We start from the raw sequence: 26341 nt of genomic DNA, 5'->3' as shown, positions 1-26341 counted from the left end.
TCAGCGTCGTTCCCGTGACCTCAAGGCCCGCAATTTTCCCAGGTACGCGACCTCTGCGCGCAGCCTTTCGTTCTCCCTGCGCAGTGTCTCGACCTCGGTCTCCGGCGCAGGGTCTGCGGGGTCGGTCGGAGGTCGGCCGCGTCTTTTGGGTCGCAGCCCGTCTTCGCCTTCGCGTCGATAGACGCTCGTCCAGTTGGCGACGGTACTGGGCGAAGGGAGCCCATATTCTTCGGCCAGAGCCCGTCCTGACTCGCCCTCAACATGGCGCCGCACGATCTCGAGCTTGGTCCCGAAGTCGTACTGCCTGCGTTGCCTGGTCACCAACGCGTCCCGTCCTCGCAGCTGCCATCGCTGGTACAACATTTGAACGGGGTTCGGGGCGAGGTCAAGCGACAACGACGCGGACTTCGCGGTGAAGCCCTGCTCGAACAGTTCGACGGCCGAGACGGCGTCGGAGGGACTCAACGTGCTCCCCGAGTACATCGGTCTGCCCTTCTGAAGATGGACCCGTATTTGCGGTGTCCAACTTTTCGGGACCATTCCAGCAGGCCGTTGGTGTTTTCCTTGGTGCCGCGCAGCCACGGGCTGGCCGGCCGGGCGAAGTAGATGCCTTCGCGAAAGTGGGGCGCCAGGTGATCGTGCCGGGCCATCTCGGAGCCTTGATCCCAGGTGAGGGTTAGCCTGGCAGCCTCTGGTAGTTCACGAGGACTGCGAACAGCGCGTCGTGGAGTTGGTCGGCGCGACGGCCGCTCGGCAGGTGGATCAGGCGCAGGTAGCGGCTGGTCCGATCGACCATGGTGCCGATCGCGCTCTGACTCATCCGGTCGACGATGAGGTCGCCCTCCCAGTCACCTATCCGTGTCCGGTTCTCGACGACCGACGGCCGTTGATCGATGAGTACAGCAGGCGCGATGAATCGGCTTTGGCGGACATCGCTGCGCCGGCGTCGTCGACGCTGCGGCCGTCCGGTCCGCAGTCGGCGCGTCAGCTGCCGGCTCAAGCCACCGCGACCGCCGTGATAGCGCCTCTGTGTGTCAAGTGTTTTTGGTGAGGTGGTCATGTTGATCTTTGTCGAGTTGGCGGTAGATGACGTTGGTGAGGCGTCGTTTGAGGGCTCTGCGAGCCTCGGCCGGGGTTTTGCCCTCGCTGATCTGCAGGTAGTAGACCCTACCGGGGCCGGGATCACGGGCTTGGCAGACGGCGATGGTGTGCAGCGCGCAGTTGAGCTGACGGTTGCCGCCGGTGTTGAGGCGGTGGCGGTTGCGGTTGCCGCTCGACGCGTCCAAGGGCGACGTTCCTGTGTAACTGGCGAAGTGATCGGCATGGGGAAACGGGACACATCTGCGACGTGGCCGAGGATTTTCGCGGCGGGAACGGTGCCGATGCCGTGGACCTCGGCCGAGGTTCTTCCGGTCGTGGCGACAGCGTCGCGTTGGGCTGCCCTCGTTGGCTTGGAGCACGGTGTCGATGCGGCGCAGATCGGAAAGTAGTTCGTAGGCCAGATCGCGGCGGCAGGAGGTGGTGACGGTCTTCGGCCGGGTGGTGCGCGGGATGGCGGCGGCTTGATCGGCGGACAGGCGTGTCGGGGCGCCGCCGGCGACCAGATCGCGCAGCAACCCGTGGAGACGGTCGAGAACCCGGGTCCGCTCGTGGGCGAGGTCGTCGCGGCGTTCGGACAGCAGGCGCAGGATCGTGCTCTGATCTTCGGCAACGACGCGGCGAAGTCCGGGGTGAGGCAGGGCGACGTGGGCGACGGCGGCACCGTCCGCGGCGTCGATTTTGCGGGTGCCGCCGGTGTCGAGCAGGCGGGCGCGGACGGCGAGCGTTGCGGGAACATCGAAGACGTCCTCGCTGGCCGCGGCGAGTTGCTGGGCGATGCCGCGGCCGGGTCCGTTCGCGCCTTCGACCGCGAATTGCCGTCGCGGCCATAGCTGGGTCCAGCGGATCAGCTGGCCGAAGATCCCGGCGTTGACCGGGTACCGGCGGGCGGCCAGTTGCCGGCCGGACGCGTCGACAGCGACGGCGGTCAGCGATGACTTGCGCGGGTCGATTCCGATGATGATCACAGAACAGGAGCTCCACGGGCTGGCAGACGACAAGGGGGAATCGCCGTGGTGGGCATCCTGACTTGAAGATCGAACACGCCTCTGTCGAACCACGCCACGGCCGGCGCCGACCGGCTCGGCACGCTATCAGTGAGCCAGCCACGAGGGCGGCAAGGAGCCTGCGAACCTATACCGGACGGCGCCGTGGACGCTACGGGCTGCAGACCCGTCGCGCTTGCCAAGATTCAACAAATCAGAGAGCCTGGTAGATGGTCTCGTGGCAGAGGTGCCAGTGCGGCCGGTCCGGGAACGTCACGCGCAAATAAGCGGCAATCTGTTCCGGGCTTCAATCCTGCTCGAGTCGGTCCTGGACCAAGCCTCGCAGTTGTGAGTCCAGGTTCAGCTTTCCGCGGCGGAGACGACCGCTGCGTTGTCGTGCCCGCGCGTGAGCGAGGTCGCCGTCGTAGGCTTATCGTCGTGCGGACGGCTGTTGCGGCGAAGCTCGCGGCTGACCGTGGCAGGATCACGTTCGATCCGCCGTGCGATCTCCCGCACTCCCGAGCCCTGCCCGCGCAAACGTCGCGATCCGCTGCCGTTCCAGCCGCGACAGATACCGGTTTGACCGGGCTGCTCCTGCGATTCGCGCCGGTAGAACCCCGCCGTTTCCGGCTCGCAACCGGTAGCCGGCCTTGCGAGTGATCCCGACCATCCGGCACGCCTGCACCGTTCCGGTGCCTGACAGCTGCAGCTGCCAATACCGAGCCTCGACGTCCAATTGCCGCTTAAGTCCCACGCCGACCCATCAACACGCCGCACATGAGCAAGGGAGTGTTGCGACAAGATCTAGAACCCACGCACCACAGCACGATCAGAAAATCGCACGGCGGCCGACCATACACAGTGGATTCCGGGCGCCAGGGTCAGTCTCTAACGAAAAGTGGGTCAGCCAGATCTAGTCTTTCGGGAGCGGCGACAACCTGTAGCGTGAGACATTGCCCGCTGGCCCTGGCCTGCGTGAGACGCATCCGAATTCGCGTCGCCATGACGGGCGAATGCGCTAGCTGACGAGGATAACGTGATTGGCAGTTGACCCTACAGAAGCAACCTTCCCGGAAACCCCGGCAATTTGAGTCGGCGTCAGCCGATTGACTTGATCGCCCACGCCCAATTGTCCGTACTGGTTTGAGCCCCAGCACCATACTGTGTCGTTGCGCTGCGTTGCGCATAGGTGGTCTGCGCCGGAACTCACCCTGCGCCAGGTCGTCGAGCTTCCCACCTGGACTGGTGCGGAGCGACTGGTTATATCGCCTTGCCCTAATTGGCCGAAGGCATTGTTTCCCCAACACCAGAGGGTGCCATCGACGCGCGTTGCGCAGGTGTGGCGTCGACCGGCGGACGGAGTTTGCCATGTTGAAAGCGTTCCTACGCGCTGGGGCGTCGTACGTGCCGTTGTGTCGCCGAGTCCCAACTGGCCGTGACCGTTATTACCCCAGCACCAGAGTGTTCCGTCCGTACGCGTGCCGCAGACGTGCAACACCCCTGCCGAGATGGATGTCCAATTAGATCCTGATACTTGGGTTGGAGTGATGCGGATGGTGTAGTTGCCTTGGCCAAGTTCACCGGAGCTGTTGTCGCCCCAGCACCACATGGTGAGGTCGGTCTTTGTCGCGCACGTGAAGTTGGAACCTGCCGAGACTGTGCGCCAGGTTGTCAGCGATCCCACCTGTGTGGGGGTACCTCGATAGAATTGGTCACCGACTCCGAGCCGACCGTCGTTGTTCTCGCCCCAGCACCACAGCGTTCCGTCTTTTCGGATTCCGCAGCCATGCTGTTGGCCGGCTGTGACGAAGCGCCAGTTGCTGGCAGTGCCGACCTGGGCAGGAGAGTATTTCGTGTTCGTACTAAACAATCCGAGCTGGTACCGCTCGCTGGCACCCCAACACCATAGGGTTCCCGCTGACCTTATTCCGCAGGTGAAGGACTCCGCCGATGCCAGCGGTCCGGCCCAAGAATTTGCGTCTTCGATTTGGGGTGACAGATATTGGATAGTGTCGCCTAGGCCAAGTTGGCCGTACTCGTTCCTTCCCCAACAGTACAAACTTCCACTGGCGATCAAGCTGCAGGTGTGTTCCACTCCCGATTCTACGGTCGCGTAAGCTGTGCTACCAATCTGCGCCGGAGTCGTTCTGATACTGGTGGTGACGCCTCGACCAAGTTCACCGTGAGCGTTGAACCCCCAACAGAACAGCGTTCCGACGTTTTTCAAAGCGCAGGTGTGATACCCGTCCGCGGAGACAGTCGCCCAGTTCGTGTTCGTATCGACTTGCGTAGGCGCGTGGCGTTCAACCTGGTCGTTGACTCCTAGCTGACCCTTGCCGTTGTTTCCCCAGCACCACAACGTGCCGTCTGTCTGTACGGCACATGTGTGAGTGTTGCCCGACGAGACGGACGCCCACAGGGTACTTGTACCCGTTTGCGTTACTACTCCTCGCGCGTTGAGATAGTCACCTTGGCCTAGCTGTCCGTTGTTGTTGTCACCCCAACACCACAGTGTGCCGTCAGTTCGGGTGGCGCAGGTGTGCGCGTTACCTGCGGAAACGGATGACCACGTCGTCACGGTTCCGATCTTGTACGGGGACTGCCGAGTGACCATATCATTGGTTGCCAGCTCGCCACGGTTGTTTCGCCCCCAGCACCATAATGTCCCGTCCACCTGTATGCCGCAGGTATGATAGAAGCCAGCGCTTGCGGTAACCCACGAAGCTGTTCCTACTTGCACGGGGGCGTAGAATCGAGCATTGCTGCCTTGACCCAGTTGACCGTAAGTGCCGTCACCCCAGCACCATAGTGAACCGTCTGTCTTCAGGCCACAAGTGTGCTGATACCCGGCCGTCACCGACGACCAATTGGTGCCGCTGCCGACCCGTGTCGCGATGGCGCGGCCGAGCCCATCGGAGGTAGCGATCGCGTCGCCGGTGCCGCCCCAGCACCACAACGATCCGTCAGAGCGTGTACCACAAGTCTGGCCGTAGCCCGCAGCTATGGACGTCCAATTGGTCGCTCCGGTCACAAGAGTCGGCGAAAGCCGATCCTGCCCTCCACCCGGTGCGCTCTGCCCGTCACCGTCCCACCCCCAGCCCTGGAGCGTGCCGGGCCAGATCGGGTCGGCGGCCGATACCGCCACGGACGAGCCGACACTACCGACGAAGGCTGCAAACGATGGCGCCGCCAACGCGGCAATGGCGATTATTGCCAAACCCACCGAAAATGCACGGCTCGCCCGCTTCACAACGCCCCCAGTCTTGACGATACATCCTCCTCATCGGCAGCTTCTCGACAGGGTTTAGGGGAACCGCCCGAAATTCGACTTCGCTTACAACCTCGGCAGGAGCAGCTCGTACCAGCGTTCGACGTTTGATCTGATTAACTAAGCTGAGTGAGATTTCGGCCGATAACAAGACCGCACTTCCCTCACACGTTCCAGCGCCTTCCGGGAGTCTCCGCGTGATCTTCCCACAACGAAGCAGCGGAGCGCGGCGGCGCTGCGGCGCCAAACACCGCGCCCGGCCGGCAAATCGCTCTCATCGTGGAGTGACGGCGTCGATTGCCGCTTCGGTTGTCGCGTCGGTTGTCGTTTCAAGTCTCACAATACAGACTTCTGGGGCGACATTCAGCGGCTTTGCCGCCAATGCGGGCAATACTATCAATGCTGGGTCCGTGGGCCTCAGCAACGATGACGCGGCCAACACGGCGCTCACCTGGTCGTCGGCACTTCCCGAAACTCTTTTTACTCGCTGCGTCACCGTCACATACGACGGCAACCTGGTGCTGTCACAGCCAGTACGCCTGTTTGCCTCGTCGTCAGCGGGTAGCTTGCCTTCGTACGTCAAGTTTCGTGTGGAAGAAGGTTCGGGTGCGCAAGATTCGGCTTGCACAGGCTTTACACCATCCGCGGTTCTTTTCGATGCTAGTACGCCTTCGCCAAGCAACGGTACGCTCGCCGCCTTCGTCGCTTCGAAGAGCAGCTATTCCACCGGGCTGGGCAGCTGGGTGCCCACTGCGACGGGTCAGCAGCGCAGCTATCGCTTTACGCTTGAGCTTCTGCCCGACGAATCAGCCCAGGGGTCAACATTGTCAATAGGGTTGACATGGCAGTCGACCACTTGATTGACGTGGTCCTCGGAGGTTAGTTGGATGATCTGGAGAGACCCACTGAATCGGCCTGGATTTCTCGGAGGGCATGATCTGACAGGGAGAGGATGATGCCAGCACCGGAAAAGTACGACGATGAGTGGCTGTCTCTCTACCTTTTAGCTGCTGGGAGGGGTACGGCTTCGGATGTGGTGTTGCCGGCGTTCGGATCGCCGTCACGGTGACGGCGATCCGAACGACTGAGCGGGGGCTTGGCTGTCTCGGTAGGTCTTTTGATCTGCCCGCGCAGACCGGGCACGATCCGCCCGGCCGAGGCGACGAACTGCGCGCACGCGCCGACCCGGTCCAGGAACTCCGCGGTGGCTCCATGTGCCGCAGCGCGGGCGTGCGCTGGCGCACCATCTCCCCACCCTGCCGGGCGTGGTCGACCTGGGCGCGGTTCAATTGACGCCGGGCCGTGGTATCGGTCATCGCCCGCCGCGGACCGGGCACCGCCGAGGCGGTACCTGCATCGCCTCACGACCCACGCCAGCCGGTGTCGGCACCAGCGACAACCGACCCCGAGCGCCCCGAGCCCCACCGCTCATCCCGCGAGCGCAATTCCGGCCTTACCTCGATCTTGAACTGAAGAGAGCGGAGAGAATGTCAGCTTCAAGTCCTAAGACGGGCACCTCAGCGCTCCGACCTGGCAGCTGGATTGAAGGACGCCCGGATCAATCTTGGGTACGACTCGACCGGCAGGTCCAACGGGATATCGGGCACCGGCCTTCCCTCGGTCCATGAGGTTGGAGCCGGATCGAACGCACGCGTGCGTTTGCGGCTCGCTGCTGCCGCTGCCCTGCAGTCCACCACTGCGACCTGCAGGGCTGCCTGCCATGCTTCATGGGCGTCGGCAGTCGCGGCAATAAGGTCGATCAGACCAGACTTCGGATCCTTCAGCTTCCTCCACTGAATCTCCCCACGCAGCCACAACAGCAGGGCACGATGTTCAGCACCGATGATCCAGTGCTGCAAACCCAGATCAATGCCCCGCAGCGCATACTTAGGCTGACCACTCACCACATCACCGAGAGCACCCAGCACCCAGGTGTCCGGACTGCGAGTGCCGCTGCTCTTGCCAGAGGCGTAGGCAGACGCCCGGGCCCCGTCACCAGCCTGCAGAGCTTCGCGGGCGGCATCTCGTTACTCGCGCCACACACGGACTGCCTCTTCGTCGAAGCCGTACACTGTCGCCACTCCCATACCTTGGCCGCAGCCGCTGCGGACCCTGGAACCTATCACGGCAATCACGTCTGCCTAGTCGAGCCAGCCAGGCCGTGAACCCGGCTGGCGACTGCACGTAGTCGGTGGGCTGCAACCCGAAGCCGTCCTCGTGCGGGCCGGGACCCACTCCGTGTGCGCCTCGAGCCAGGCGGCGTGCAGACGGGCGGTGGGGGCGATCAGCTCAGGCATGCGGCGACGATAACCATCCGGCAGTCGGCATCAATCGGCCGTGGAATGTTGCGTGATAACCCCGGTTATCTGGCGACTCTAGCGTCGGAGCCGGTCTGCGACCTCAGGACCGCGATTGCGCCGGCGACAGTTCGATTCCTGCTTATCAGGCCACTTGAGGGGATGGCGGCATGGACGACGCGATCCGTGAGCAACTCGGCCCTCCCCTCGCAGCGGCACTCGCGGAGTTCCTCACCGATCTGGCCAACGGCAATGCCTCCGCACACACCATCCGCGCCTACCGCGGCGACCTTCTCCAGTTCGCGGCCCACCACGACGCCGGGCCCGGTGAACTGACCGTCTCCCAGGTGCGCGTGTCTCTTCCACTTGTCCGCCGCCGACTGCCGCGCCGGACGATGGGATCAGGCGCACTCCCACTACCAGACTTAAAGCTGGCTTCGGGCATCGCGAGCTCGACAGTGCTAGGTGACGAAACCCTAAGCGGCAATAGGCAGTGGCTCGGCTGCTTGACTCTGGTGTTTGCTCCGAGCGAGCCGACGGGTGATCTTCCCCGGGTTCCGTGGAGTCGGTTTGCTTGATCTTCTATGCTCGGCGCTCTTTTGTCGGCGACGCGTGAAAGCTGACTGTGAGACTGCTGGGGCCGGTCCAGATCGGCCGTGATGGGCTGGTAGCAAGACGGCGGGCGTGACTCAAAAACTGACTGGCCTGGTGCCTTTAGTGGGGACTTGTCCGCTCGCTGTCCTTGATGCCGGCCCGGCCGGGGGTAACTGGTTTGATCAGGAGGTTGACCGTCAGTTGGCTGGCGTGTCGCGTCACAGTCCTGCCGAATCTCCCACCGGACCGAAACCACGTCCGTCCGGATCAGAGGAGAATGCAGTTGCCCATGCTGGCAGAGCAGGTCGATGTCGTCATCGGCGTTGACACGCACAAACACCCACACCGCTGCCGTCGTGTCCGCGGCCACGGGTGCCGTCCTGGCCGAGAAGACGGTGACGGCTGACCCGGCTGGCTATCGGGCGCTGGTCGAGATCGCCGAGCGGCACGGGACGTTGCGGGCATGGGCCATGGAGGGATCGGGAGGCTACGGTGCCGGCCTGGCCCTTCATCTCGCTCAGCGCGACGAGCTTGTTGTCGAGCTCGACCGTCCGAAACGTCCCGCGCGCAAGGCAGGGGCCAAGTCGGATCCGATCGACGCCGTCCGCGCCGCCCGGGACGCCCTGGCTCGTACGCACCTGGCCAAGCCGCGCGCCGGTGCCGAGCGTGCGGCCCTGCAGCTGCTGCTCACAGCCCGCCGGGCCGCGGTCGATGCCGCCGTCGACGGCCAAAGTCAGCTGCACGCGCTCGTGGTTACTGCCCCCGAGCAGGTCCGGGCTCGATTCCGTGGCCTGTCTACCCGCGCCATGATCACGTACGCGCTGCGGCTGCGAGCCGCGCACTACGCCGGCGACGTGCATGTGTTCACCGCGATGTCGACTCTCAAAGCCATTGCTCGTCGCATCCATGCGCTCGAGGAGGAGGCCGCCGAACACGAGAAGGCAATTCGCAAGATTGTCTCGGCATGGCGGCCGGACCTGTTGGCATTGACCGGGGTTGGCCCGATCGTCGCGGCTACCGTCCTCGCCGCCTGGTCGCACGCCGGGCGTTGCCGCAACGACGCGGCATTTGCGATGCTCGCGGGCACTGCGCCGATCCCTGCTTCGTCGGGCAAGACGGTCCGTTATCGCCTCAACCGTTCCGGCGACCGCCAGCTGAACCGAGCCATCTACACCGTCGTCCTAACGCGGCTACGCCTCGACCCCGCGACCCGTGCCTACGCCGAACGCCGACGCAGCGAAGGCAGAACCGATCGGGAAATCCGCCGCTGCTTGGGTCGCTACGTCACCCGCCAGCTCTACCGACAGCTCGAAAACCCGCCTGCCGTCAACTCTTGACGCGTCATAGGAGCGTCCACGTGGTTCCGGCCCAATCGGGACCACCTCCTGAAGCATCGGGAGGTGCTGAGCGTGGAGGACTGGGCGGAGATCCGGCGGCTGCGGCGGTCGGAAGGGATGGCGATCCAGGCCATCGCCCGGCGGTTGAAGATGTCTCGGAACACGGTGAAGAGGGCCCTGGCGAGTGACAGCCCGCCGCGGTATCACCGGGCGCCGGCGGGTTCGATCGTGGACGCGGTCGAACCACGGATCCGGGCGTTGCTGTCTGAGTTCCCGGACATGCCGACCACGGTGATCATGGAGCGGGTCGGGTGGACCCGGGGCAAGACCGTGTTCTGTGATCGGGTGCAGCGGCTGCGGCCGCTGTTCTGGCCGCCGGATCCAGCGCAGCGCACCGAGTATCTGCCGGGCGAGCTGGCGCAATGCGATCTGTGGTTCCCGCCCGCGGACGTGCCGTTGGGCTTCGGTCAGGTCGGCCGGCCGCCGGTGCTGGTCATGGTCTGCGGCTACTCACGCTGGCTGGCGGCGACGATGAACGCGTCCCGCGGCAGCCTCGGCATCCGGGTGATCCAGTGCCGGCCCGCCGACCCGGAGGCCAAAGGCCTGGTCGAGCGTGCCAACGGCTATCTGGAGACGTCGTTTCTGCCCGGCCGCTCGTTTGCCTCGCCCGCCGATTTCAACGCTCAGCTCGAGCAGTGGCTGGACCGGGCCAACCAGCGGGTCCACCGCCGGTTGCAGGCCCGCCCGGTCGACCGGATCGCCGCGGACCGGCAGGCCATGGTGACGTTGCCGCCGGTCGCCCCGGTGGTCGGCTGGCGGCTGTCGACCCGGCTCCCGCGAGACCATTACGTCCGCGTGGACGCCAACGACTACTCGGTGCACCCCTCGGCGATCGGTCGCCGCATCGACATCCACGCGGACACCGACCGGGTCGAGGTGTTCTGCGACGGACGGCCGGTCGCCGCCCATGGCCGCTGCTGGGCAGCGCATCAGAGCATCACCGACCCGCTGCACCGCGACGCCGCCACACTGCTGCGGGCCGCGCACCGCCTCACCGCCAAGGCGAGCCCGGTCCGCACCGCGGTCGAGCACCGGAATCTGTCCGACTACGACCGGCTGTTCGGCCTCGACAGCGAGGTGGCCTGATGGCCACCAAAGCCACCACCAGCCGCAAAGTCGCCTCGGAGATCGCGTTTCTGGCTCGCGCGATGAAAGCCCCATCTTTGGCCGCCTCCGTCGAACGCCTCGCCGAGCGGGCCCGCGCCGAGTCGTGGACGCACGAAGAGTTCCTGGCCGCCTGTCTGCAACGCGAGGTCGCTGCCCGCGAGTCCCACGGCGGGGAAGGCCGCATCCGGGCCGCCCGGTTCCCGGCCCGCAAGAGCCTCGAGGAGTTCGACTACGACCTCAGCGATCACTGAAACGCGATCAGATCGCCCATCCGGGCACCCTCGACTTCGTCACCGGCCGGGAGAACGTGGTGTTCCTCGGACCGCCCGGGACCGGGAAAACGCATCTGTCGATCGGGCTGGGCATTCGGGCCTGCCAGGCCGGGCACCGGGTCGCGTTCGCCACCGCCGCGCAATGGGTGTCCGGGCTGGCCGACGCTCACCAAGCCGGCACTCTGCAGGCCGAGCTGGTCAAACTCGGCCGGATCCCGCTGCTGATCATCGCGAGGTCGGCTACATCCCGTTCGAACCGGAAGCCGCCAACCTGTTCTCCCAACTGGTCTCATCCCGCTACGAACGCGCGTCGCTGATCGTCACGTCGAACAAGCCGTTCGGCCGCTGGGGTGAAGTCTTCGGCGACGACGTCGTCGCCGCAGCCATGATCGACCGCCTCGTCCACCACGCCGACGTGATCTCCATGAAAGGCGACAGCTACCGACTCAAAGACCGCAACCTCGGCCGCGTCCCCGCGGCCGGCAACACCAACGACTAACCAACAGGGTGGTCCCGATTCGACCGGAACACGATGGTCAACATTCGGGCGGCGTTGACACCTTTGAGAGCGCCCCCGCGTCCAGCGGATCGGCAGTTCATCTCCGCGACATGGCCGCACTATGGGCTTACCGAGTTGGTCGGCGTCGAGACGATGTTGCCGAAGCCTGTAGCGTTCAACTGGCCGGCCGCAAAGCCGACGGTCTTTCCCAGCGCCGGTATCGGCTAAGGGCTGAAGGGCGCGAGAAGCGGATCCTCGCCCCGGCCACCGTCGCGGCGCAACCCGGCCGCCGCCGGGAGGCGGTTCTGGCCCACTGCCGCTGACGCCGAGCAGCCGGGTCAGCTCGGCAACGCCCGCGACCTCGAGCGGTGATTTCATGGTCGTCAGTCTTGAGGGGCATGGACCGCGATAGCACCGACTCCTCGGACAAAGCTGCTTGGGCTCGGCCATCTCAGACTGCCGCGAATCGTCAGACGGACCGGCTCGTCAAGGATACCCGCGATCGGCAGCGGCTCGTCCGGCTTGCGGTATGCCACGCAACGTCCGGGCGGTCTGGGGTTTGGCCGCGGCGCCCTGCTCGAACGGCGCACCGCAGAATTACCGACCGCCCAGCTGGAGATCGGTCGGCTGATTCGCGTCATGCTCGACGGCATTTGCGCGGCCATATCGGTGGCATCGATGGCCTGTCGGCCCATCTCGCGGCGGCTCCTCGTGGGATTACGTACAGGCCACGAGCCGCGGGCGCGCCAGGCGGTCAAGCGTCAGTCGGTCAGGAGAGTGCGCGTTCATCGCCGGACGCCGCGCGCTCGCGGACATGGGCCGGGGCGAGCTCGATAACCGTGGCGACCGCACCGCCCGACTGCCTACCCGGCGTAACGCCAGCGGCGCGCCTCGACCACGAACAATGGCTTGCATAGCCATGCTGGGCCCCACATCGGGCTGCCGCCCCATGGGAAGGTCGCCTCTGCGGGAGAGGCCTCTGAGGAAAGCGCGGCGACATGATCCGCGGCTCTTGACGAGGCGCTGACCAGGTGCAAGCATCTTACCGCCCGTAAATATTAAAGCTCTGTGCTTTATTAATAGAAGATCGTTCCTCCCCGTTGGCGCAGGTCAGGCCTCGAGAGCCTTGACCACGAACGTTGGGACTATCGTTGACCATGGTCACTCATACAGCGCACGCCGGTTCCGCGAGGCAGAGCGCGACCGAATCCCTCCATCGCCGTGGCGCCGAGCACCGCGTCGGCGCGACGTCAGCCGATCGGCGAGTTATACGCCCGACTAACCACGCCAGGCCTTCAACTGCCCTTCCAGCGCCGCATGCGCGGCGGCGGCTTCGATCAGCCCGAGTGCGCCGCAGACATTAAGTGCCAATGCGGTTACGGGGAGCCACGAAGTCTCGAATTCATACCCGCCCCCAAAGGTTCCGATCCGTTGATACGTAGGACTGTGTTGATGACGGAGCCAGACACGCGGAAAGATGATCCGCGATGCGAACGCAGTTATGTCGCTTGCACTGGTGGTGCATGCGTTTCGCTCTATGCCCGCTCGAAGAATCCTCTCGGGGCCGGGCCAGTTCAGCAACGATCGGGAGATCCGATGCCTGTAACAATGTGGAATTTGAATTGGCCTGACGTCGTGGCCTTCCGGTGTGTGGCTGAAGAGCTGAGCTTCACCAAGGCATCGCGGCGGATGCATATAACGCAGCCAGCGTTGACAACACGAGTTCAGCGCCTGGAGCGAGACCTCGGCGTGCGACTCCTGGAACGCACAACACGCACGGTAGCCCTGACTTCTGCCGGCGCAGAGCTCCTGGAGTGGGCTGTGCAGGTAGATGCTAGTTGGCCGGCGGTGCGCCGACGAGTGTTGCGAGCACACAACGAGCCGAAGGCGTCTGCGGGCTCGATCCTTGTTCTCGGTGGCGCGAAACTTGCGATAGAACAGGTATACTTCCATCTCCGTTCCTGCGAGAGGCGAGATACGACCGCGAGTACGACGGCTGCGGGTCGTGCATCTCTCCCGGCTACGCCTAGCGTGGAACATTGGGATCTACGGGCGTTCGAAGAGACGCAGGACCTGCTCCACAGCGTCAAGTCAGGTGACGTCGACGTAGCGCTCTGGATGGAAACGCCGTGGTCGACCACCCAGATCGACCCAAGCCTGCGCGTCACTGAGGTTTTGGCGTACGAGCCTTGCATCCTGTTCTCATCCAAAGAAGAAGTGGTATCAAGATCGATTGTAGATCTCGAGACTTTCCGTAATCATCACTGGGTCGTCGTGGGTGGTGGCGCCGGCACCGATGCTCTGGAGACTATTTGCAACCGCATCGGGAACTTTACACCTCGAGTTCGGTATGAGGTAGAAGATTTTCATCGTTCGAATGTTCTGGTTTCAGAACAACTCGGGGTAACGATGGCCGATCCGTCACGCGGTAGCATGACCGGCGTTGAGGTTCGCCCATTTTTCCGTGCACCGAGGTTCCGCATCATGTGCGCGGTTTCCTCAACAGCGGCGCCATCTATTGAGCAGCATGCCATTCTTGCTCAAAGGTTGTTGTTCCGTCAGTCGGTACAGCATCGCTCACCCTACTATTGGCAGTACATGATCAAGCACAGCGATCATTTCGCTCAGGTCCTAGACGCACCTCAGGATCATCATCTGTTGCATGCTGATAGGGATCCGGGTCTCCCTAAGGCAAGTTGACGATCCGCACGCGACATCATCCGTCGCGGGCACCCATACGATGAACCACCACTTAGTTAACGCGGATTCTGAGACGACGTTCAGCTTCACTGCATCTTATCATATCCGCAAATAGGGACGAATAAAGGACGCACCTTATCCTCCTCAACCGATCTCACCTGCAGGTGGGAGCATTACGGAATTTCAGGGCGAGTCTGGGTGGTCCTAGAATAGTTCTGCAAACCGTCTTCTACTGCGGCACTAAATCCAGGGAGCCGCAACGTAAAACCGTCGCCGACATGAACATCGACTTCGGGACCGGGCAGCCCTGGCATGATCGACGCACTGCTGACCTTGTTCGTATGGTAAACCGTAAGTTCGTCGTGAGCCGCGAGTAGGCCGATCGCCTTGTGCTTGAGGCTGAGCTCGGCCATCCACAAATCATGCTTGTGAGGTTCACCCCTTGTCGGGTCTATCGAAGTGTAGACCTCGGTAACGGGGCCGATCATCACCGTAGCGGCATCTTTCTGGCCCATGCCGATGGTCACTGCAGAACCCCAGATGGTGCCGGCCGTGACATCGCTTGGATGTCTCGCGGCAGGAAATACGGGGGTAGCAATGAAAGCGCCGGCTTCTCCTGCAGCGCCGAGCAGAACTTCAGGAGCCACGGGTACGCTCGCCTCGACCTCGCCCACCTTGAGCTGGAAATATTCGAGGCTAGGGGTCGTACTGTCGTGGTCAACTTCATGTCGGTCGGACGCTCCCGGCCCGCTCCCTATCCACCGGCCGTCGTTAGTCATGCGTCCGCCGCTCCATTCGTGGAGCCCGAGCAGACTGAGGCCCTCTTGACCTAGCGATTTCGTCGGAGCGATACGTGAAGCGCAAGCACGTAGCTCACCTTGCAAACTGGCCGCTGCGGTATCGACAGACGAGAGTACTTCACGGAGTGCTTGCTCAGCCTGAACTTGCGCTTTTTTCGCGGTCTGAGCGAGTGCAAGGCGTGAAGCTTGCTCAACGGGTGTGGGTGGCCCGATGACCGCGTTGGCCCTGCTGAGAGCAATGGCAGCGGTCTGTGCCATCTTCAATACCGAGGCAAGTCGCCTTTGGGCTTGCGCTAACGTTCTGCCATACCGACTCAACGCCAGTGCCCCGTCGTACAGGGCCTTTGCGATCCATGCTGTAGTATCAGCTTCACGGTGTGCGCTGATAGCGTACGGATCCTTGACAATTCCTTGCCAAACGTCGTCTTTGGGAACCAGTCCATTCAGCCGACGCCCGCAATCGCCTACCAAACCGGCGTTGAAGCGGAGATTGAAAGCATAGTGTTCGATTTTTTCGGGAGAACTGCTTGCTATGATGCTCGCATCGCCGATGCCAGCAATGTCCATTGAATCTCCCTTCTTCGATTATTGGATACTGGCGACCTAGCTTTTGAAAAAGCTCAACGTGCACTTCGCGATCAGGGGGTCATGCGAGCTGCGCCCGCCGACCTCTCGGCCGCGGCGTATCTATCTGCTATTTCACTATCTTGCGCGACCTTCGCGTTAGCGTAGGTATCGATACCATGAGATAGTTGCTCGGTCCGCCTTTGGCTGTTCCTTGACGCTTCAACGCAGTGAGCGACGAATTCTGATATTGCCTGGGCGGCCGTAGCGTTGCCGCAAATGTCTCGCGTAGGAACATCGTGAGTTACTGCAAGACCTACTGAGTCGATGACGAAGCCCACAGCCCGAAGGTTCGTGCCGATGTTGTGCAGTGCGTCGGGATCGACACGAAACTCATGGCGTGGAGAAGCCACGGCGAATCACCTCCGGAGTCATCAGATGCATTCTGCGGGTACACATTTTGTTAGGGCAAGCTTCCAAAGGCCATCTCAGGGACAGATAGCAGGTCCGCTTCTCAGGCCGATCGTACGGCGAGCGCTTGGCTGTGAAAATGGTTCTCCCGTCTTATACGTAGGAAGCATAGACCTGGAGATCCACGGTGCAGGGTTGCTCGGCCCTCACTAACGGTGCTTGTCAGGCCTTACGCCCACGATCATGCCGGCTGCGGAGGGTAAAAGCCGAGGTCGCTATCGGTCGACACTCCGAGAACAATGCGGAATGCTTCCCGACGTCTTTCGCTGGGCCAGCGGCTGAGACCTCGTTCTAGCCGTCCAATATCGTTCTCATCCCAGTGATGGTGGATAACGTACGTTTTCCAGAGGTAGCTATTGACTGCATCGGCGAGTTCGCGTCGAGACATCGAGCGGCCCGGCTTGGATAATGACGGTCGCGCGAGCCGCGCGTGCGTAAGCAACAGATTGAGTGGCGGTCGAGGCTTGCTCAATTTGCATGGTCCTTTCGCGCGGTGTCGACGGGCTTTTTGAGGCCGCCGTGCTCGAAATGGCGGTAGACGCCGCTCGAAGTCGTAGCTGACTTCGAGGCTACCTTCCGAGGTCACCGCGCGGCCACAGCCGCCATTCGAAGATGACAGAGTAGCTGTCAGTAGCAGACGGCGAACTGCTGTAGCGAGGTCTTCATCTCCGTGCCGTCTCATGACTTCTAGGGAAGCAGATCACGAAGCCGGTGTCTTATTAGATTCTTGTACCAAGTGCTACCTGGGAGGAGGCAAGGGTTGAGCCGCGCCGTTGATACGCTCCTATGATTAGAGGATTGAGCTCTACCGGAGGATGTCGGCTAGTGCTCTGACTTAGAACGTTCGCGGTGTTAAATGACACGCCGTCCGGCCTGTCGGCTGGGCGGCGTTGTGGCGTTCAGGCTGGGGCGGTGGCAGATCCTGTACGCGTGCGGCGGCTCAGTGACCAGGAAGGTCAGCAGCTGCTGAGAATCACCCGCCGGGGCACCGGCTCACCTATCCGATTACGGCGGGCCATGATCGTGTGTCAATGGCCGATCAGTTCGCCCCCGAGGCTGCCAGTGGTCGTCCCCGCCGAACAACCGTGCTGGCTTCGGCCGGCGGCAACACCGTGCCGGCGATCGCCCGTCTGGTATAGACGGACCGGGACACGATTCGGCAGGTCATCCACCGGTTCAACCAGTCGGGCATGGCCAGCCTGGACCCTCGGTCGGCGGGTGGCCGCCACCGGCTTGATCAGTCCCGATGACGAGCAGTTCATCGTCGCGACGGCCAACACGCCCCAAAGCATCGGGACGGCCGTTCCCCCGGTGGAACATCCGCAAACTCGCCGACTACCTCACCACGCAGGCCGCCCACCCCGATCGACATCAGGCGGGAACGGCTGCGCTTACTGCTGAACAGGCACGTGGATCACGTTCCAGCCGACCAAGACGTGCAAAGAGCCGACCGACCCGCAGCGTGACACGAAACTGGCCCGCATCGACTACCTCACCAGCACCTTCCCGCAGCGAGTGTGCGCGTTCGACGAGATCGGCCCGCTGGTGATCGGTCCGTAGACCGGCTCGGGCTGGGCGCCCAAGCGACACCTGCCCCATTTGCCCGCGAACTATCACAAGCTGCATCAGATCCGGCCGTTGCCCGGCTGCCACTCGATCAGCGATGACCAGCTGGGAAGCCTCGTCCAGCGGCGCAACAGCGCCACAAACACCCCGACCGCGCCCACGTCGATCCGCCGAGCGCGGCCGCACGGCACCCCCATCTGCCCTCATCCTGGACAACCTGTCCGCACACAAGGGCGCCAAGATCCGCGCCTGGGCCCTGCGGAACCGAGCCGTGCTTCAACCCGACGTACCCATCATGGTCCAACCCGACCGAGGCCCAGCTCGGGCCGCTGCGCACCTTCGTGATCGCCGGCTCGGACCACCCCACTCACCCCTCACTGACCCACCACCTGCACCTATACTTGCGCGGACACAACGCCAACGCCCGCCACCCCGACATCCTGGCCACCCAACGCCGCGAACGCACCCGTGGTCAGGGCTCTAGCCCCCATTAAAGAACGACGCCGATCCCGACCTCGCTACCACCGACGCCACGGACCGGCCGCCGCCCGGCGACACGGGCCAGGAGGGAACCGTGCCGCCGGTACTCCCGCATGCTGTCCGAAGGCCTACGGGAGTTGTCTTTGATGCTGCCAGCCGTCCGCCGCTACCGGATCGAAACAGCGATCACCGGACGGTGAATATTTGGGTTTCACGTTTCCGGTGTCAGGCGGTCATTGCGTGGCTCGAATGACCGCCTGACCCGGTGGCACGGCATCTGCGCGAAGGCGAGAGTGCCACCGGCCCCCACCGCTGAGCTAGCGGCGTCGCGGCGACGGAGGTAGCTGTGATGCTGCCGCACACCTATACCGCCGCGGGCCGAACCGATCGGCATCCGCACCAACTTCTCGCCGGATGTGGCACCCACTGCGTTCTGCGACATAGCCCCGCGCTCGCCAATGACCCGCCCAAGCGCCCTGTACGAGGGCTCGGCTCTCCACCGCTACACACGCCCGGGGACATCGGTCAATCCCTCCGTCCGCAGGCGTGTGAACGTTCAACAAGAATCTGACAACTGCTGCAAGGCGTCAGACGCCGAGATACGCGAACGGAATCGACTTGAGCAGCAAATGGGTGGCTCAGCGCCTCGCTGACGAGCTGATCGCTGAGGCCAGCCTCTGATGCGCCGCCTCGTCCGACCAGGTAGTGCGCCGCATCGCTCGACCCGTGGTAGGCGAGTCCGTGACCTACACCGACCGGGCCGCGCAGTGCCCGTGGCCCCGTTACTCAACCGGTTGCGGTGGATCAGCCGGGAGCGGTCGCCGGGCGGGTCACAGCACAGCCAGGCTACCAAGAGCCGCACGGCGCCCTCGGCGGTCACCTTCACCAGCGGCGGCACGCCTTGGGGTACCCACGTCGTGGCTTTGTTCGACGTGAGCGGCTGGCCGCACTCGTCGGGCAGGACGGTCCAGGCGAACGTGTGGCCGGCGACCTTCTTTCCGCCGGCCAACTGATATTGGTGCCAGTGCGCGATCGCGCCCGCGCCGCGCTCGTCACCCACCGGGAATTTCGGCACTAACTATGAAACCGAGCCGGCACCTCGCCTGCCGCCCCGTGCTGATCCCGACCCGTCGATGAACATTGTCGCGATCAACGCCCCGCACCCGAGCCGACGTCCGGTACCGGGTCCTTCGTCATCGCCTGCCAGGGCAGGTCCTCGTTTGAGGCGGTCGGTGAGCCGGACGAGCTGCTCATCCGACAGCTTCGGCTCCGACCCCGCCGAGCCTTTGGAGACGGCATGGCCTGGCTGCCCGCCAGTGACCTCGTCCGCGGTCACTGCTGGGCCGATTTCGTCGGTACTTCGAGCCGCCCGGCGACCTCGACTGCCGACTTGCTCTGGTCGAACATCCGAGCCGCCTGCTACCGAACGGCTTTGGCCGCCGCGGTTGTGCCTGGTCAACGCTACCGCCAACGCCCTATCGGATGCTGATCAGTACCTGCTGACAGCTACCCGTAAAGACAATAACCGGGAAGCGCCACAGTGGATCTATGTCGGACCCGGAGCCTGGAAAGTGTCGAGATCATTGCGGTTCACGCCGACGACCGGCGTCGCCGTGGACCTGACCGGCTCGTGTGGGCGACGAACAGATCGCTCATTCGCGGACGCGTCCGAATCGTTACACACCTAGTGTGTACACCATGTGTACTATATCGCAATGGCGTTCTCGCAGATATTGCTCGGCCTGCTCGAGGCCAAGCCCAAACACGGATTCGCGTTAAAGGGTGACTATGACGCCCGATTCGGGCCTGACCGAGGCGTGGGAATCGGTCAGGTGTACGCCGCGCTAGTTCGTTTGCAGCGCAACGGTCTGGCGGAATTCGTCGGCGTGGAAGCAGGTGGCGGTCCGGACCGGCGACTGTACGCCATCACCGAGCTTGGGGTCGAAGAGCTCTCGACGTGGTTGACGACGCCGGAGCCCGCCTCATCCTATGCGCGCGGGGTCCTATTCACGAAGACAGTTTTGGCTCTAACCTCGGGTCGGTCACCCGCTCGAGTGCTGCAGGTGCAGCAGAGCGAATACGTCGAGCGGATGAGGCAGGTGAGACGAGCCGCGGATGGCGGCGACGTCGTTGACCGGCTGGCCGCGGACTATGAGATTGCACATCTGGAAGCTGAGCTCAGGTGGATTGATCTCGCCGGCCGGCGGCTGGCCGGCCCCCGTGCTGCGGATGGCGGCCACTGATGGGCGCGCTGTTGGTCGCGGAAAATCTCTCCTTGGCCATTAATGATACGCCGGTGCTGCGGGGTGTGGATCTTGCGATCGGCGCCGGTGAAGCAGTTGCGGTAATGGGGCCGAGCGGGTCAGGCAAGTCCAGTCTCTTGCATTGCCTCAGCGGGATCTTGCGGTGCGATGGCGGACGAATCACGTTCGACGGTCAGCGGGTGGATCAATTGACGGCCAGGGATCGCGCCGACTTGAGGCTTCGCCGCTTCGGTTATGTGCCCCAATTCGGTGATCTTGTTCCCGAGTTGACGCTGCTGGAGAATGTCGCTCTACCTTTGCTGCTGACGGGGGTTCGCCGTCAGTCAGCACTGCGAAGAGCAGCAGAGATCTCGAGCAGTCTGGACATAGGTGTCACGGTCAACCGCCGCGCAGGTCAGGTTTCGGGAGGGCAATTGCAACGGGCCGCAGTGGCGCGGGCATTGGTGCACCGGCCGGCAGTGGTGTTCGCCGACGAACCGACGGGCGCGTTGGACAGCGCGTCCGGCGAGTTGGTGCTTGAAGCTCTCCTGCGGCTGTCGCGCCGGGAAGGAGCGGGAGTGGTGCTGGTCACCCACGACGCGATGGTGGCTTCTCATGCCGATCGGGAAATCGTCATCAGCGATGGTCAGGTAGTAACGGCAGCGAGGCGAGCATGAACGACGCTCTGCTCGGATTTCGTCTTGCTGTTGCGGGTGGGTGGGGTCGCGCCGGCCTTGTCGTTGCCGGCAATGCCCTCAGCGTGGCAGTCCTCGTGACGGCCGCAGCCATCGTTGACGTGGTATTCGATCCGTCTGTCGGTCGCGGCGAGAGCCAGCAGCGTGATCTGGCGCTTGTTGTCGTGTTGTATCTGGCGCTCCCAGTTGTGGCGTTGTTGGGCAGTGTTACTCGTCTGTCGTCCGGTGTGCGCGATCGTCGCCTGGCAGCACTGCATCTTCTTGGTGTGTCTCGCCGGCGCACGGTGCGGATCGTCGCCGCCGAAGCAGGTCTCTTGGCGACGACGGGTGCCATCGCCGGAACCGTTCTGTACGCCTACGCTGTCCGCCTCGCACTTCTTGACGTTGATGAACACTGGCGTCGGTGGTTCGGTGGAACCCACCTTTGGCCGTCGGTTGCCGGCTGGGCTGTCGTGGTCGCCGGTGTTCCTGTCTTGTCCATGGCGGTCTCGTTGGCCCCGATAGGCGGCATCGTCAAGAGCCCACTCGCGGTGCGCCGTGCGGTTGTGCCAGCCCGTCCGGGCTGGTGGCGACTCATTCCTTTCGGCGCCGGAGCAGCGATTTTGTTCGTCGTAGCAGTACGGCCCTTGAAACAGGACATGGAGATCAGTCGCGCACATTTCCTCGTGTTCTGCGCTGGTGTGATTCTGCTCGGCCTAGCACTTCCGTTGGTCATCCCGATCGCCGTCCGGCTGACCGGGGATGTGGCGGCTGGTCGCGCTCGACGGGCGAGCATGCTGTTGGCAGCGCGTCGGCTGCAGCAGGAGTCTGCGACCACCACGCGACTGGTTGCCGTAATGGCGGTGACGATCGCTCTGGTGTGTGCGGCATCGTGCGTCCTTGTCACCTATGAAGCGACTCCGCAGTATCTGGCGGCGCGGCGGGCCGCGACCACCGGCCCCCAGGCCGCCGAGTTGTCGACCGACGGCCCCGGCGTGGACCTCTCCCGTATCCATGTCGTCGGCGGCGTGCATGCCGCTGTAGCGCGCTACTACGCCGTCCAACGCGCCTGCACACCGACGGAGCAGACAGCGCACCCCGTCGGCTGGGGCAGCGGTTGCGGCAATCTGTTGGTCGGTACCTGCGCCGACCTCGAGGCATTCAACGGGCCTGCCCCCGGGTGCCGTGACGACCAGCCCGCGTGGCTGTCCACCGCCGGTCAACCGCCCCCGCCTCTCACGCCCACGGCACGGCTGGTGCACTCCCCTGCCGGGCCCTTTACGGCCGCGGGAGAAACCTTCCTTGCCCTTCCCCGCGTCGGACGTATCGACTTGCAGGCTGTCCACGACGGAAGCTGGGCGTTGGACGCGCAGCTCTTCGTGCCCGTCGCCACCGCTGGCCTTGATCGCTTCCTGCCTAAGCCCGATGTCTGGACGGTGCTGCTCGATAGCGGCACCGACGCGATCACCCGGCTGGAACGCGCGGTCGGCCCGTCGGTGTCGGTTCAGCCGGAAGATATCAGCGAGCTCGAGGTCGTGGCCGGATACCGCGCCGTGACATACGGCCTCGCCGGCGCAATCGTCATTGTGTGCCTGTTGGCGCTTCTTGTCACCGGGGCGGACGCAGCTGTACAACGTCGCCGCTACTTGGCCGGTCTGGCGATCGTGGGCGTCAATCCTCGCGTGTTGTATTTCAGCCACCTTCTGCACACTGCCGCTCCGTTGACCGCTGCGATACCGACGGCAACTGGAACTGGCTTGTTGATTGGCGTGGCGTATCTCGCGATGGCCGGGCAACGAACCGCAACACCGTGGTCTACGGCCGGCGTCGTCGGTGTCGCTGCACTGGTGGCCGGTGCTCTGATCGCTGTGGCGACAGCAGCCGGGCTAGGTGGTCGCGTACGACCGGCCGATCTGCGCCATGAATGAGTAGGGTCCCGGTCCGCAGGTGGTGTGGTCCGGATCACTGCGGGTGCGTCAACCAGACATCCGGGCCGCGCGTGTGTGAGGCATCAACGCACCTGCCACACCAAGGAGAAACAAACATGCGTCGGACAATCGCGACGGCCTCCTGCCTGGTCGCCCTCAGCGCCATCCTCAGCGGCTGCGCCGACACCACCACCCGGCCAGCACGCCCCACCGCCAGCCCGACAGCGCCGGCCACCACCACGGCGACTACCACAGCGCCGGCCCAGCCGGTAGCCCGACGATCAACCCCGCCCACCACCCTCACCGGCGAAGACATCGCGCTACGCGGCAACGGACTCCGCGCCGTACGCTTCGGCGCCACCCCCGACAAAACCCTGCAAACCCTCAAAACCGCCTACGGCAACCCCACCGCCGACACCGGCTGGAAACCCAGCACCGACATCACCAACGGCTGCCCCGGCAACACCCTACGCATCATCTCCTGGGGCAACCTGCACCTCTACTTCACCGACGGACCCACCCAATACGCCGGACCCACCCGCCACTTCTTCGCCTACAACCTCACCCCCACCTCCGACACCACCACCCCCACCAACCTCTCCCCCGGCCAAACCCTCGCCCAACTACGCACCACCTACGGCAAACGAACAACCATCACCCCCACCGACAACGGCGCCGACTTCACCATCACCCTCCCCGAAGGCAACATCCTCGGCACCGCCACTAACCCCACCCCCACCGGCACCATCACCACCATCGAAGCAGGACAAACCTGTGAAAACTAGCCGCAGGAACAAGCACCAGACGGGACTATCTCGCTAAGGGCCTGTCAAACGAACGGCACCTCTCTTTGTCAAAGGCTGGCAGTTTCCAGGGATCGTTGCGAATCAGCTCGCTGTCTGCTGACTGAGTAATGATCGCATGATCTGGGCTGGGGTCTTGTCGTTGAGGCAGAGCCGGGGCCGGTCGTTGAGCTCGGCAGCGATCTGATTGAGTCGGCCGTCGGTCCGGACGCTCAGGTCGGTTCCCTTGGGCAGGTATTGGCGCAGAAGCCCGCTAGTGTTCTCGTTGCTGCCGCGCTGCCAGGGCGAGTGCGGGTCAGCGAAGTAGATCCGTAGGCCGGTGGTGTTCTCGATCTGCTGGTGGTGGAACATCTCGTTGCCCTGGTCCCAGGTCAGCGTCCGCCGCAGCCGGGCGGGCATACTGGCGAAGACCTCGATGAGGGCGTCACCGACCGACGGGGCACTGTGATCACCGGGCAGTCTCACCAGCACGGTGAGCCGGGTCTTGCGTTCGACCAGCGTGGCGATGGCCGACCGTTGACCGGCTCCCATGATCAGGTCACCCTCCCAATGCCCGGCCTGCCGGCGGGACTCGACCGCGGCCGGCCGCTGGTGGATCGACTTCATCAGGGTGGACTGTATGAGGGCGCCCTCCCGGGAGCGCCCGCGTCCCCGACGCCTCCGATAGGTACGGCCGGTGCGCAGGTTCGCCGGACCGGGCGGCACGCCCGCGTCCCCGACGCCTCCGATAGGTACGGCCGGTGCGCAGGTTCGCCGGACCGGGCGGCACGACCAGACCATGATAGAGCGCCTGGTAGATCGTCTCCGGGCAGAATTGCCAGGCGCTGCGCCGCGGATTGCGCCGCCGCAGCCACCGGCTGATCTGACCAGGTGACCAGCGCGTGTGCAGTTTCAGGGCGACCGCCTCGCGCAGCCCGGCGTCGCCGGCCAGCCGACGCAGTTTGGGCCGGCGTCGACGCAGATAGGCCTGGTTGTGGGCGTACCAGGGCTGATACCGGCCGCCCGGCTTGCGGTTGCGGGCGATCTCCCGACAGACGCTCTGATAGCTCTTGCCGATCCTGGCCGCGATCCACTTCACCGGTTCGCCGCGGACCAGCCCGTCAGCGATCTCGATCCGGTCGTCATGACTCAGAAGCCGGCCGCTGATCGGTGTCTCGACGAAGCTCACCCTGCCAGCGTCCATAAACCACACCGACCCGCAGCTGAGCGACACGCCCACCACAGCGGCGGCCTGATCCCCGAGACGTCTCCTTCGACACCGACGCCCCATAGATCTCGGCGAAATGAGCGACGATCTCACCGGTCGTCAGGCCTTTGGCATACAGCGATAGCACGACTTCGTCGACGCCGGTCAACCGGCGCTGCCGCTTCTTGACGATCTGCGGCTCGAACGTGCCCGCACGATCCGACGGCACCTCGATCTCCACGTGACCAGTGGCGTCGGTCAGCACCGTCTTCGCCCGGGTGCCGTTGCGCACGTTGCCGGATCCAGCCCCGGCCGGGTCGTGTTTGGCGTAGCCGAGGCGCTCGGTCATCTCCACGTTCAGCGCGGTCTCCAAGACCACCTTCGTCAGCTGCTTGAGCAGCCGGTCCGGACCGGTCAACGACAAGCCCTGCTCCTTGACCAGCCGCACCAGCTCCGCCGCCGCAGCGGTCTCCGCCGACGGCTCCGGCTTCCTCCTCGAGGAGTCACATCATCCAGTGTCGTAGTCATCACGCTGCCTTCCTCGCCGGGCTACGCCCGGCGGGTCAGGCCCGAAACACCGTTAGATCCACAGTCCCTGCTGAGGAGCTGATCAACCGACAGGTAATGATTCTGGGGTCGGGTGGTCGACGTCAGTCCGTCGATCGTCAGCCTTGCGGCGGTTGCTAACCGCAGCTCTCGACGTCGAGGTCGACGGGCGTGTAGGGCGAGAAGATCGATGGGAAGTTCCGGTGGAATTGGCGCGGCGAGCTGCGTCTATGAAAGGCTGGAGAGCGTCTCGCAACTTGACAGCATTCGAGTCGGAAAGGTCAATCGTGTATGCGACGCCGTCCAAGGCGAACTCAACGCTGCAGTCAGCGTCGCCGCTGCCCAGATCGTCTGTCATCTTGGTGAAGGTTTGCTTTGCCACAGCCGCTGCGCTCCATCGACTTGTCGGGGTGCTCCAAGCTACACCTCGCGACGCCGAAGGTGAGCGACAATTCGCATACAACGATGAATAACTACTATGTAGCGCGTTCTAACGCTGACGCCCGAGCTGCGATCGAATAGTCCCTTGGCATAAATCAAGGCTTAAAGTTAGCGGATCAGTCCGAGGACGATCGTCAGTTTTACGCCCTACATGCAGCAGAACGGGTGCTCCGCCCTGTCGCGCGCATAAAATAGGAAACTTTTCTAACTTTACGCTCGTCGTGACATGCCTACCGCTACCGGTCTCCGATCAGCCTTTCGGCTGAGGCGGATTGATAAACGAGCAGAACCTGCCATCATCGTCCGTCATCTGTTGACATCCGAGGCGAAGGGGCGCACTCTTCTCCCCCTGACGGGTGAACCGGTCGGGAGAAGGGTGAGACATGCTAGATCGGACCCTCTCGGCATACGGATTAGGATG

16 protein-coding genes and 7 pseudogenes are annotated in these 26341 nt (G+C 63.8%); 12 read left to right on the top strand and 11 right to left on the bottom strand.

The window, feature by feature from the left end:
• From ACQP2F_RS15815 to ACQP2F_RS15795, 5 genes and pseudogenes are all read right to left on the bottom strand, one after another.
• Window positions 1–363, bottom strand: a complete 363-nt coding sequence (locus ACQP2F_RS15815) for a transposase (RefSeq protein ID WP_433307511.1) — start codon at window positions 361–363, stop codon at window positions 1–3.
• 313 nt (window positions 364–676) lie between these two features.
• Window positions 677–1000 (bottom strand): hypothetical protein, encoded by a 324-nt coding sequence (locus ACQP2F_RS15810; protein ID WP_433304673.1) that lies wholly within the window; start codon window positions 998–1000, stop codon window positions 677–679.
• A 34-nt stretch (window positions 1001–1034) separates the two neighbouring features.
• Complete coding sequence (locus ACQP2F_RS15805) at window positions 1035–2066, bottom strand: IS110 family transposase (RefSeq protein WP_433304672.1); 1032 nt, start codon at window positions 2064–2066, stop codon at window positions 1035–1037.
• A 235-nt stretch (window positions 2067–2301) separates the two neighbouring features.
• Window positions 2302–2848: pseudogene (locus tag ACQP2F_RS15800) on the bottom strand (transposase); the annotation flags it as partial.
• Between the two features lie 254 nt (window positions 2849–3102).
• A complete protein-coding gene (locus ACQP2F_RS15795) occupies window positions 3103–4941 on the bottom strand; it encodes an RCC1-like domain-containing protein (protein ID WP_433307509.1) in 1839 nt (612 codons plus the stop codon).
• Between the two features lie 695 nt (window positions 4942–5636).
• Here ACQP2F_RS15795 and ACQP2F_RS15790 point away from each other — a divergent pair.
• Window positions 5637–6212 (top strand): hypothetical protein, encoded by a 576-nt coding sequence (locus ACQP2F_RS15790; protein ID WP_433304670.1) that lies wholly within the window; start codon window positions 5637–5639, stop codon window positions 6210–6212.
• A gap of 136 nt (window positions 6213–6348) precedes the next feature.
• Here the strand turns inward: ACQP2F_RS15790 and ACQP2F_RS15785 are convergent.
• Together ACQP2F_RS15785 and ACQP2F_RS15780 are read right to left on the bottom strand one after the other, a co-directional pair.
• Window positions 6349–6668, bottom strand: a pseudogene (locus ACQP2F_RS15785) (DUF6192 family protein).
• Between the two features lie 201 nt (window positions 6669–6869).
• Window positions 6870–7280, bottom strand: coding sequence for a hypothetical protein (locus ACQP2F_RS15780; RefSeq protein WP_433304668.1), 411 nt, complete (start codon window positions 7278–7280; stop codon window positions 6870–6872).
• A gap of 539 nt (window positions 7281–7819) precedes the next feature.
• Between ACQP2F_RS15780 and ACQP2F_RS15775 the strand changes: the two genes are divergently transcribed.
• The 6 genes and pseudogenes from ACQP2F_RS15775 to ACQP2F_RS15750 all read left to right on the top strand — a co-directional run bounded on the left by ACQP2F_RS15775 (window position 7820) and on the right by ACQP2F_RS15750 (window position 14218).
• Window positions 7820–8227 (top strand): site-specific integrase, encoded by a 408-nt coding sequence (locus ACQP2F_RS15775; protein WP_433304667.1) that lies wholly within the window; start codon window positions 7820–7822, stop codon window positions 8225–8227.
• 372 nt (window positions 8228–8599) lie between these two features.
• A complete protein-coding gene (locus ACQP2F_RS15770; protein ID WP_433304665.1) occupies window positions 8600–9580 on the top strand; it encodes a transposase in 981 nt (326 codons plus the stop codon).
• A 63-nt stretch (window positions 9581–9643) separates the two neighbouring features.
• Window positions 9644–10726, top strand: a complete 1083-nt coding sequence (locus tag ACQP2F_RS15765) for an IS21/IS408/IS1162 family transposase (protein WP_433304663.1) — start codon at window positions 9644–9646, stop codon at window positions 10724–10726.
• Window positions 10726–11518, top strand: a pseudogene (gene istB, locus ACQP2F_RS15760) (IS21-like element helper ATPase IstB). Before ACQP2F_RS15765 ends, istB begins: the two are co-directional and overlap by 1 nt.
• Window positions 11519–12835: 1317 nt before the next feature.
• Window positions 12836–13258, top strand: a pseudogene (locus ACQP2F_RS15755) (helix-turn-helix domain-containing protein); the annotation flags it as partial.
• Window positions 13259–13636: 378 nt separating this feature from the next.
• Entirely contained in the window at window positions 13637–14218 is a 582-nt protein-coding gene (locus ACQP2F_RS15750) for a hypothetical protein (protein ID WP_433307507.1), read from the top strand.
• A gap of 173 nt (window positions 14219–14391) precedes the next feature.
• Here ACQP2F_RS15750 and ACQP2F_RS15745 read toward each other — a convergent pair whose 3' ends face one another.
• The gene (locus ACQP2F_RS15745; protein WP_433304662.1) at window positions 14392–15585 is read right to left on the bottom strand and encodes a hypothetical protein; all 1194 of its coding nucleotides are present in this window, start codon (window positions 15583–15585) and stop codon (window positions 14392–14394) included.
• A gap of 1380 nt (window positions 15586–16965) precedes the next feature.
• Here ACQP2F_RS15745 and ACQP2F_RS15740 point away from each other — a divergent pair.
• The 5 genes and pseudogenes from ACQP2F_RS15740 to ACQP2F_RS15720 all read left to right on the top strand — a co-directional run bounded on the left by ACQP2F_RS15740 (window position 16966) and on the right by ACQP2F_RS15720 (window position 23729).
• A pseudogene (locus ACQP2F_RS15740) lies at window positions 16966–18113 on the top strand (IS630 family transposase).
• Between the two features lie 1701 nt (window positions 18114–19814).
• Window positions 19815–20342, top strand: coding sequence for a PadR family transcriptional regulator (locus ACQP2F_RS15735; RefSeq protein WP_433304660.1), 528 nt, complete (start codon window positions 19815–19817; stop codon window positions 20340–20342).
• Complete coding sequence (locus ACQP2F_RS15730) at window positions 20342–21019, top strand: ABC transporter ATP-binding protein (RefSeq protein WP_433304658.1); 678 nt, start codon at window positions 20342–20344, stop codon at window positions 21017–21019. The genes ACQP2F_RS15735 and ACQP2F_RS15730 overlap by 1 nt, the downstream gene beginning before the upstream one ends.
• Window positions 21016–22944 carry a hypothetical protein gene (locus ACQP2F_RS15725; protein ID WP_433304656.1) on the top strand — a complete coding sequence of 643 codons (1929 nt, stop codon included), beginning with the start codon at window positions 21016–21018 and terminating at the stop codon, window positions 22942–22944. Before ACQP2F_RS15730 ends, ACQP2F_RS15725 begins: the two co-directional genes overlap by 4 nt.
• A 116-nt stretch (window positions 22945–23060) precedes the next feature.
• Window positions 23061–23729: a hypothetical protein gene (locus ACQP2F_RS15720; RefSeq protein ID WP_433304654.1), complete on the top strand. Its 669-nt coding sequence runs from the start codon at window positions 23061–23063 to the stop codon at window positions 23727–23729.
• 102 nt (window positions 23730–23831) lie between these two features.
• Here the strand turns inward: ACQP2F_RS15720 and ACQP2F_RS15715 are convergent.
• The 3 genes and pseudogenes from ACQP2F_RS15715 to ACQP2F_RS15705 form a co-directional block, all read right to left on the bottom strand.
• A pseudogene (locus ACQP2F_RS15715) lies at window positions 23832–25017 on the bottom strand (IS30 family transposase).
• A pseudogene (locus ACQP2F_RS15710) lies at window positions 24992–25384 on the bottom strand (transposase); the annotation flags it as partial. The pseudogenes ACQP2F_RS15710 and ACQP2F_RS15715, both read right to left, overlap by 26 nt.
• A gap of 159 nt (window positions 25385–25543) precedes the next feature.
• A complete protein-coding gene (locus ACQP2F_RS15705; protein WP_433307505.1) occupies window positions 25544–25837 on the bottom strand; it encodes an Lsr2 dimerization domain-containing protein in 294 nt (97 codons plus the stop codon).
• Window positions 25838–26341 lie beyond the last annotated feature (504 nt).

It is taken from the genome of Actinoplanes sp. CA-030573 (assembly GCF_050951115.1).
GTDB lineage: Bacteria > Actinomycetota > Actinomycetes > Mycobacteriales > Micromonosporaceae > Actinoplanes.
The sequence above is the reverse complement of the archived record's forward strand: the minus strand, read 5'-3'. Positions and strand labels throughout refer to the sequence as shown.

What these genes read in the sequence shown, in the direction of transcription:
- ACQP2F_RS15730 (WP_433304658.1), top strand. Translation starts at nt 20,342, where the DNA reads ATGGGCGCGCTGTTGGTCGCGGAAAATCTCTCCTTGGCCATTAATGAT.
- ACQP2F_RS15725 (WP_433304656.1), top strand. Translation starts at nt 21,016, where the DNA reads ATGAACGACGCTCTGCTCGGATTTCGTCTTGCTGTTGCGGGTGGGTGG.
- ACQP2F_RS15815 (WP_433307511.1), bottom strand. Translation starts at nt 363, where the DNA reads ATGTTGTACCAGCGATGGCAGCTGCGAGGACGGGACGCGTTGGTGACC.
- ACQP2F_RS15720 (WP_433304654.1), top strand. Translation starts at nt 23,061, where the DNA reads ATGCGTCGGACAATCGCGACGGCCTCCTGCCTGGTCGCCCTCAGCGCC.
- ACQP2F_RS15750 (WP_433307507.1), top strand. Translation starts at nt 13,637, where the DNA reads ATGGAAACGCCGTGGTCGACCACCCAGATCGACCCAAGCCTGCGCGTC.
- ACQP2F_RS15775 (WP_433304667.1), top strand. Translation starts at nt 7,820, where the DNA reads ATGGACGACGCGATCCGTGAGCAACTCGGCCCTCCCCTCGCAGCGGCA.
- ACQP2F_RS15735 (WP_433304660.1), top strand. Translation starts at nt 19,815, where the DNA reads ATGGCGTTCTCGCAGATATTGCTCGGCCTGCTCGAGGCCAAGCCCAAA.
- ACQP2F_RS15745 (WP_433304662.1), bottom strand. Translation starts at nt 15,585, where the DNA reads ATGGACATTGCTGGCATCGGCGATGCGAGCATCATAGCAAGCAGTTCT.
- ACQP2F_RS15705 (WP_433307505.1), bottom strand. Translation starts at nt 25,837, where the DNA reads ATGACAGACGATCTGGGCAGCGGCGACGCTGACTGCAGCGTTGAGTTC.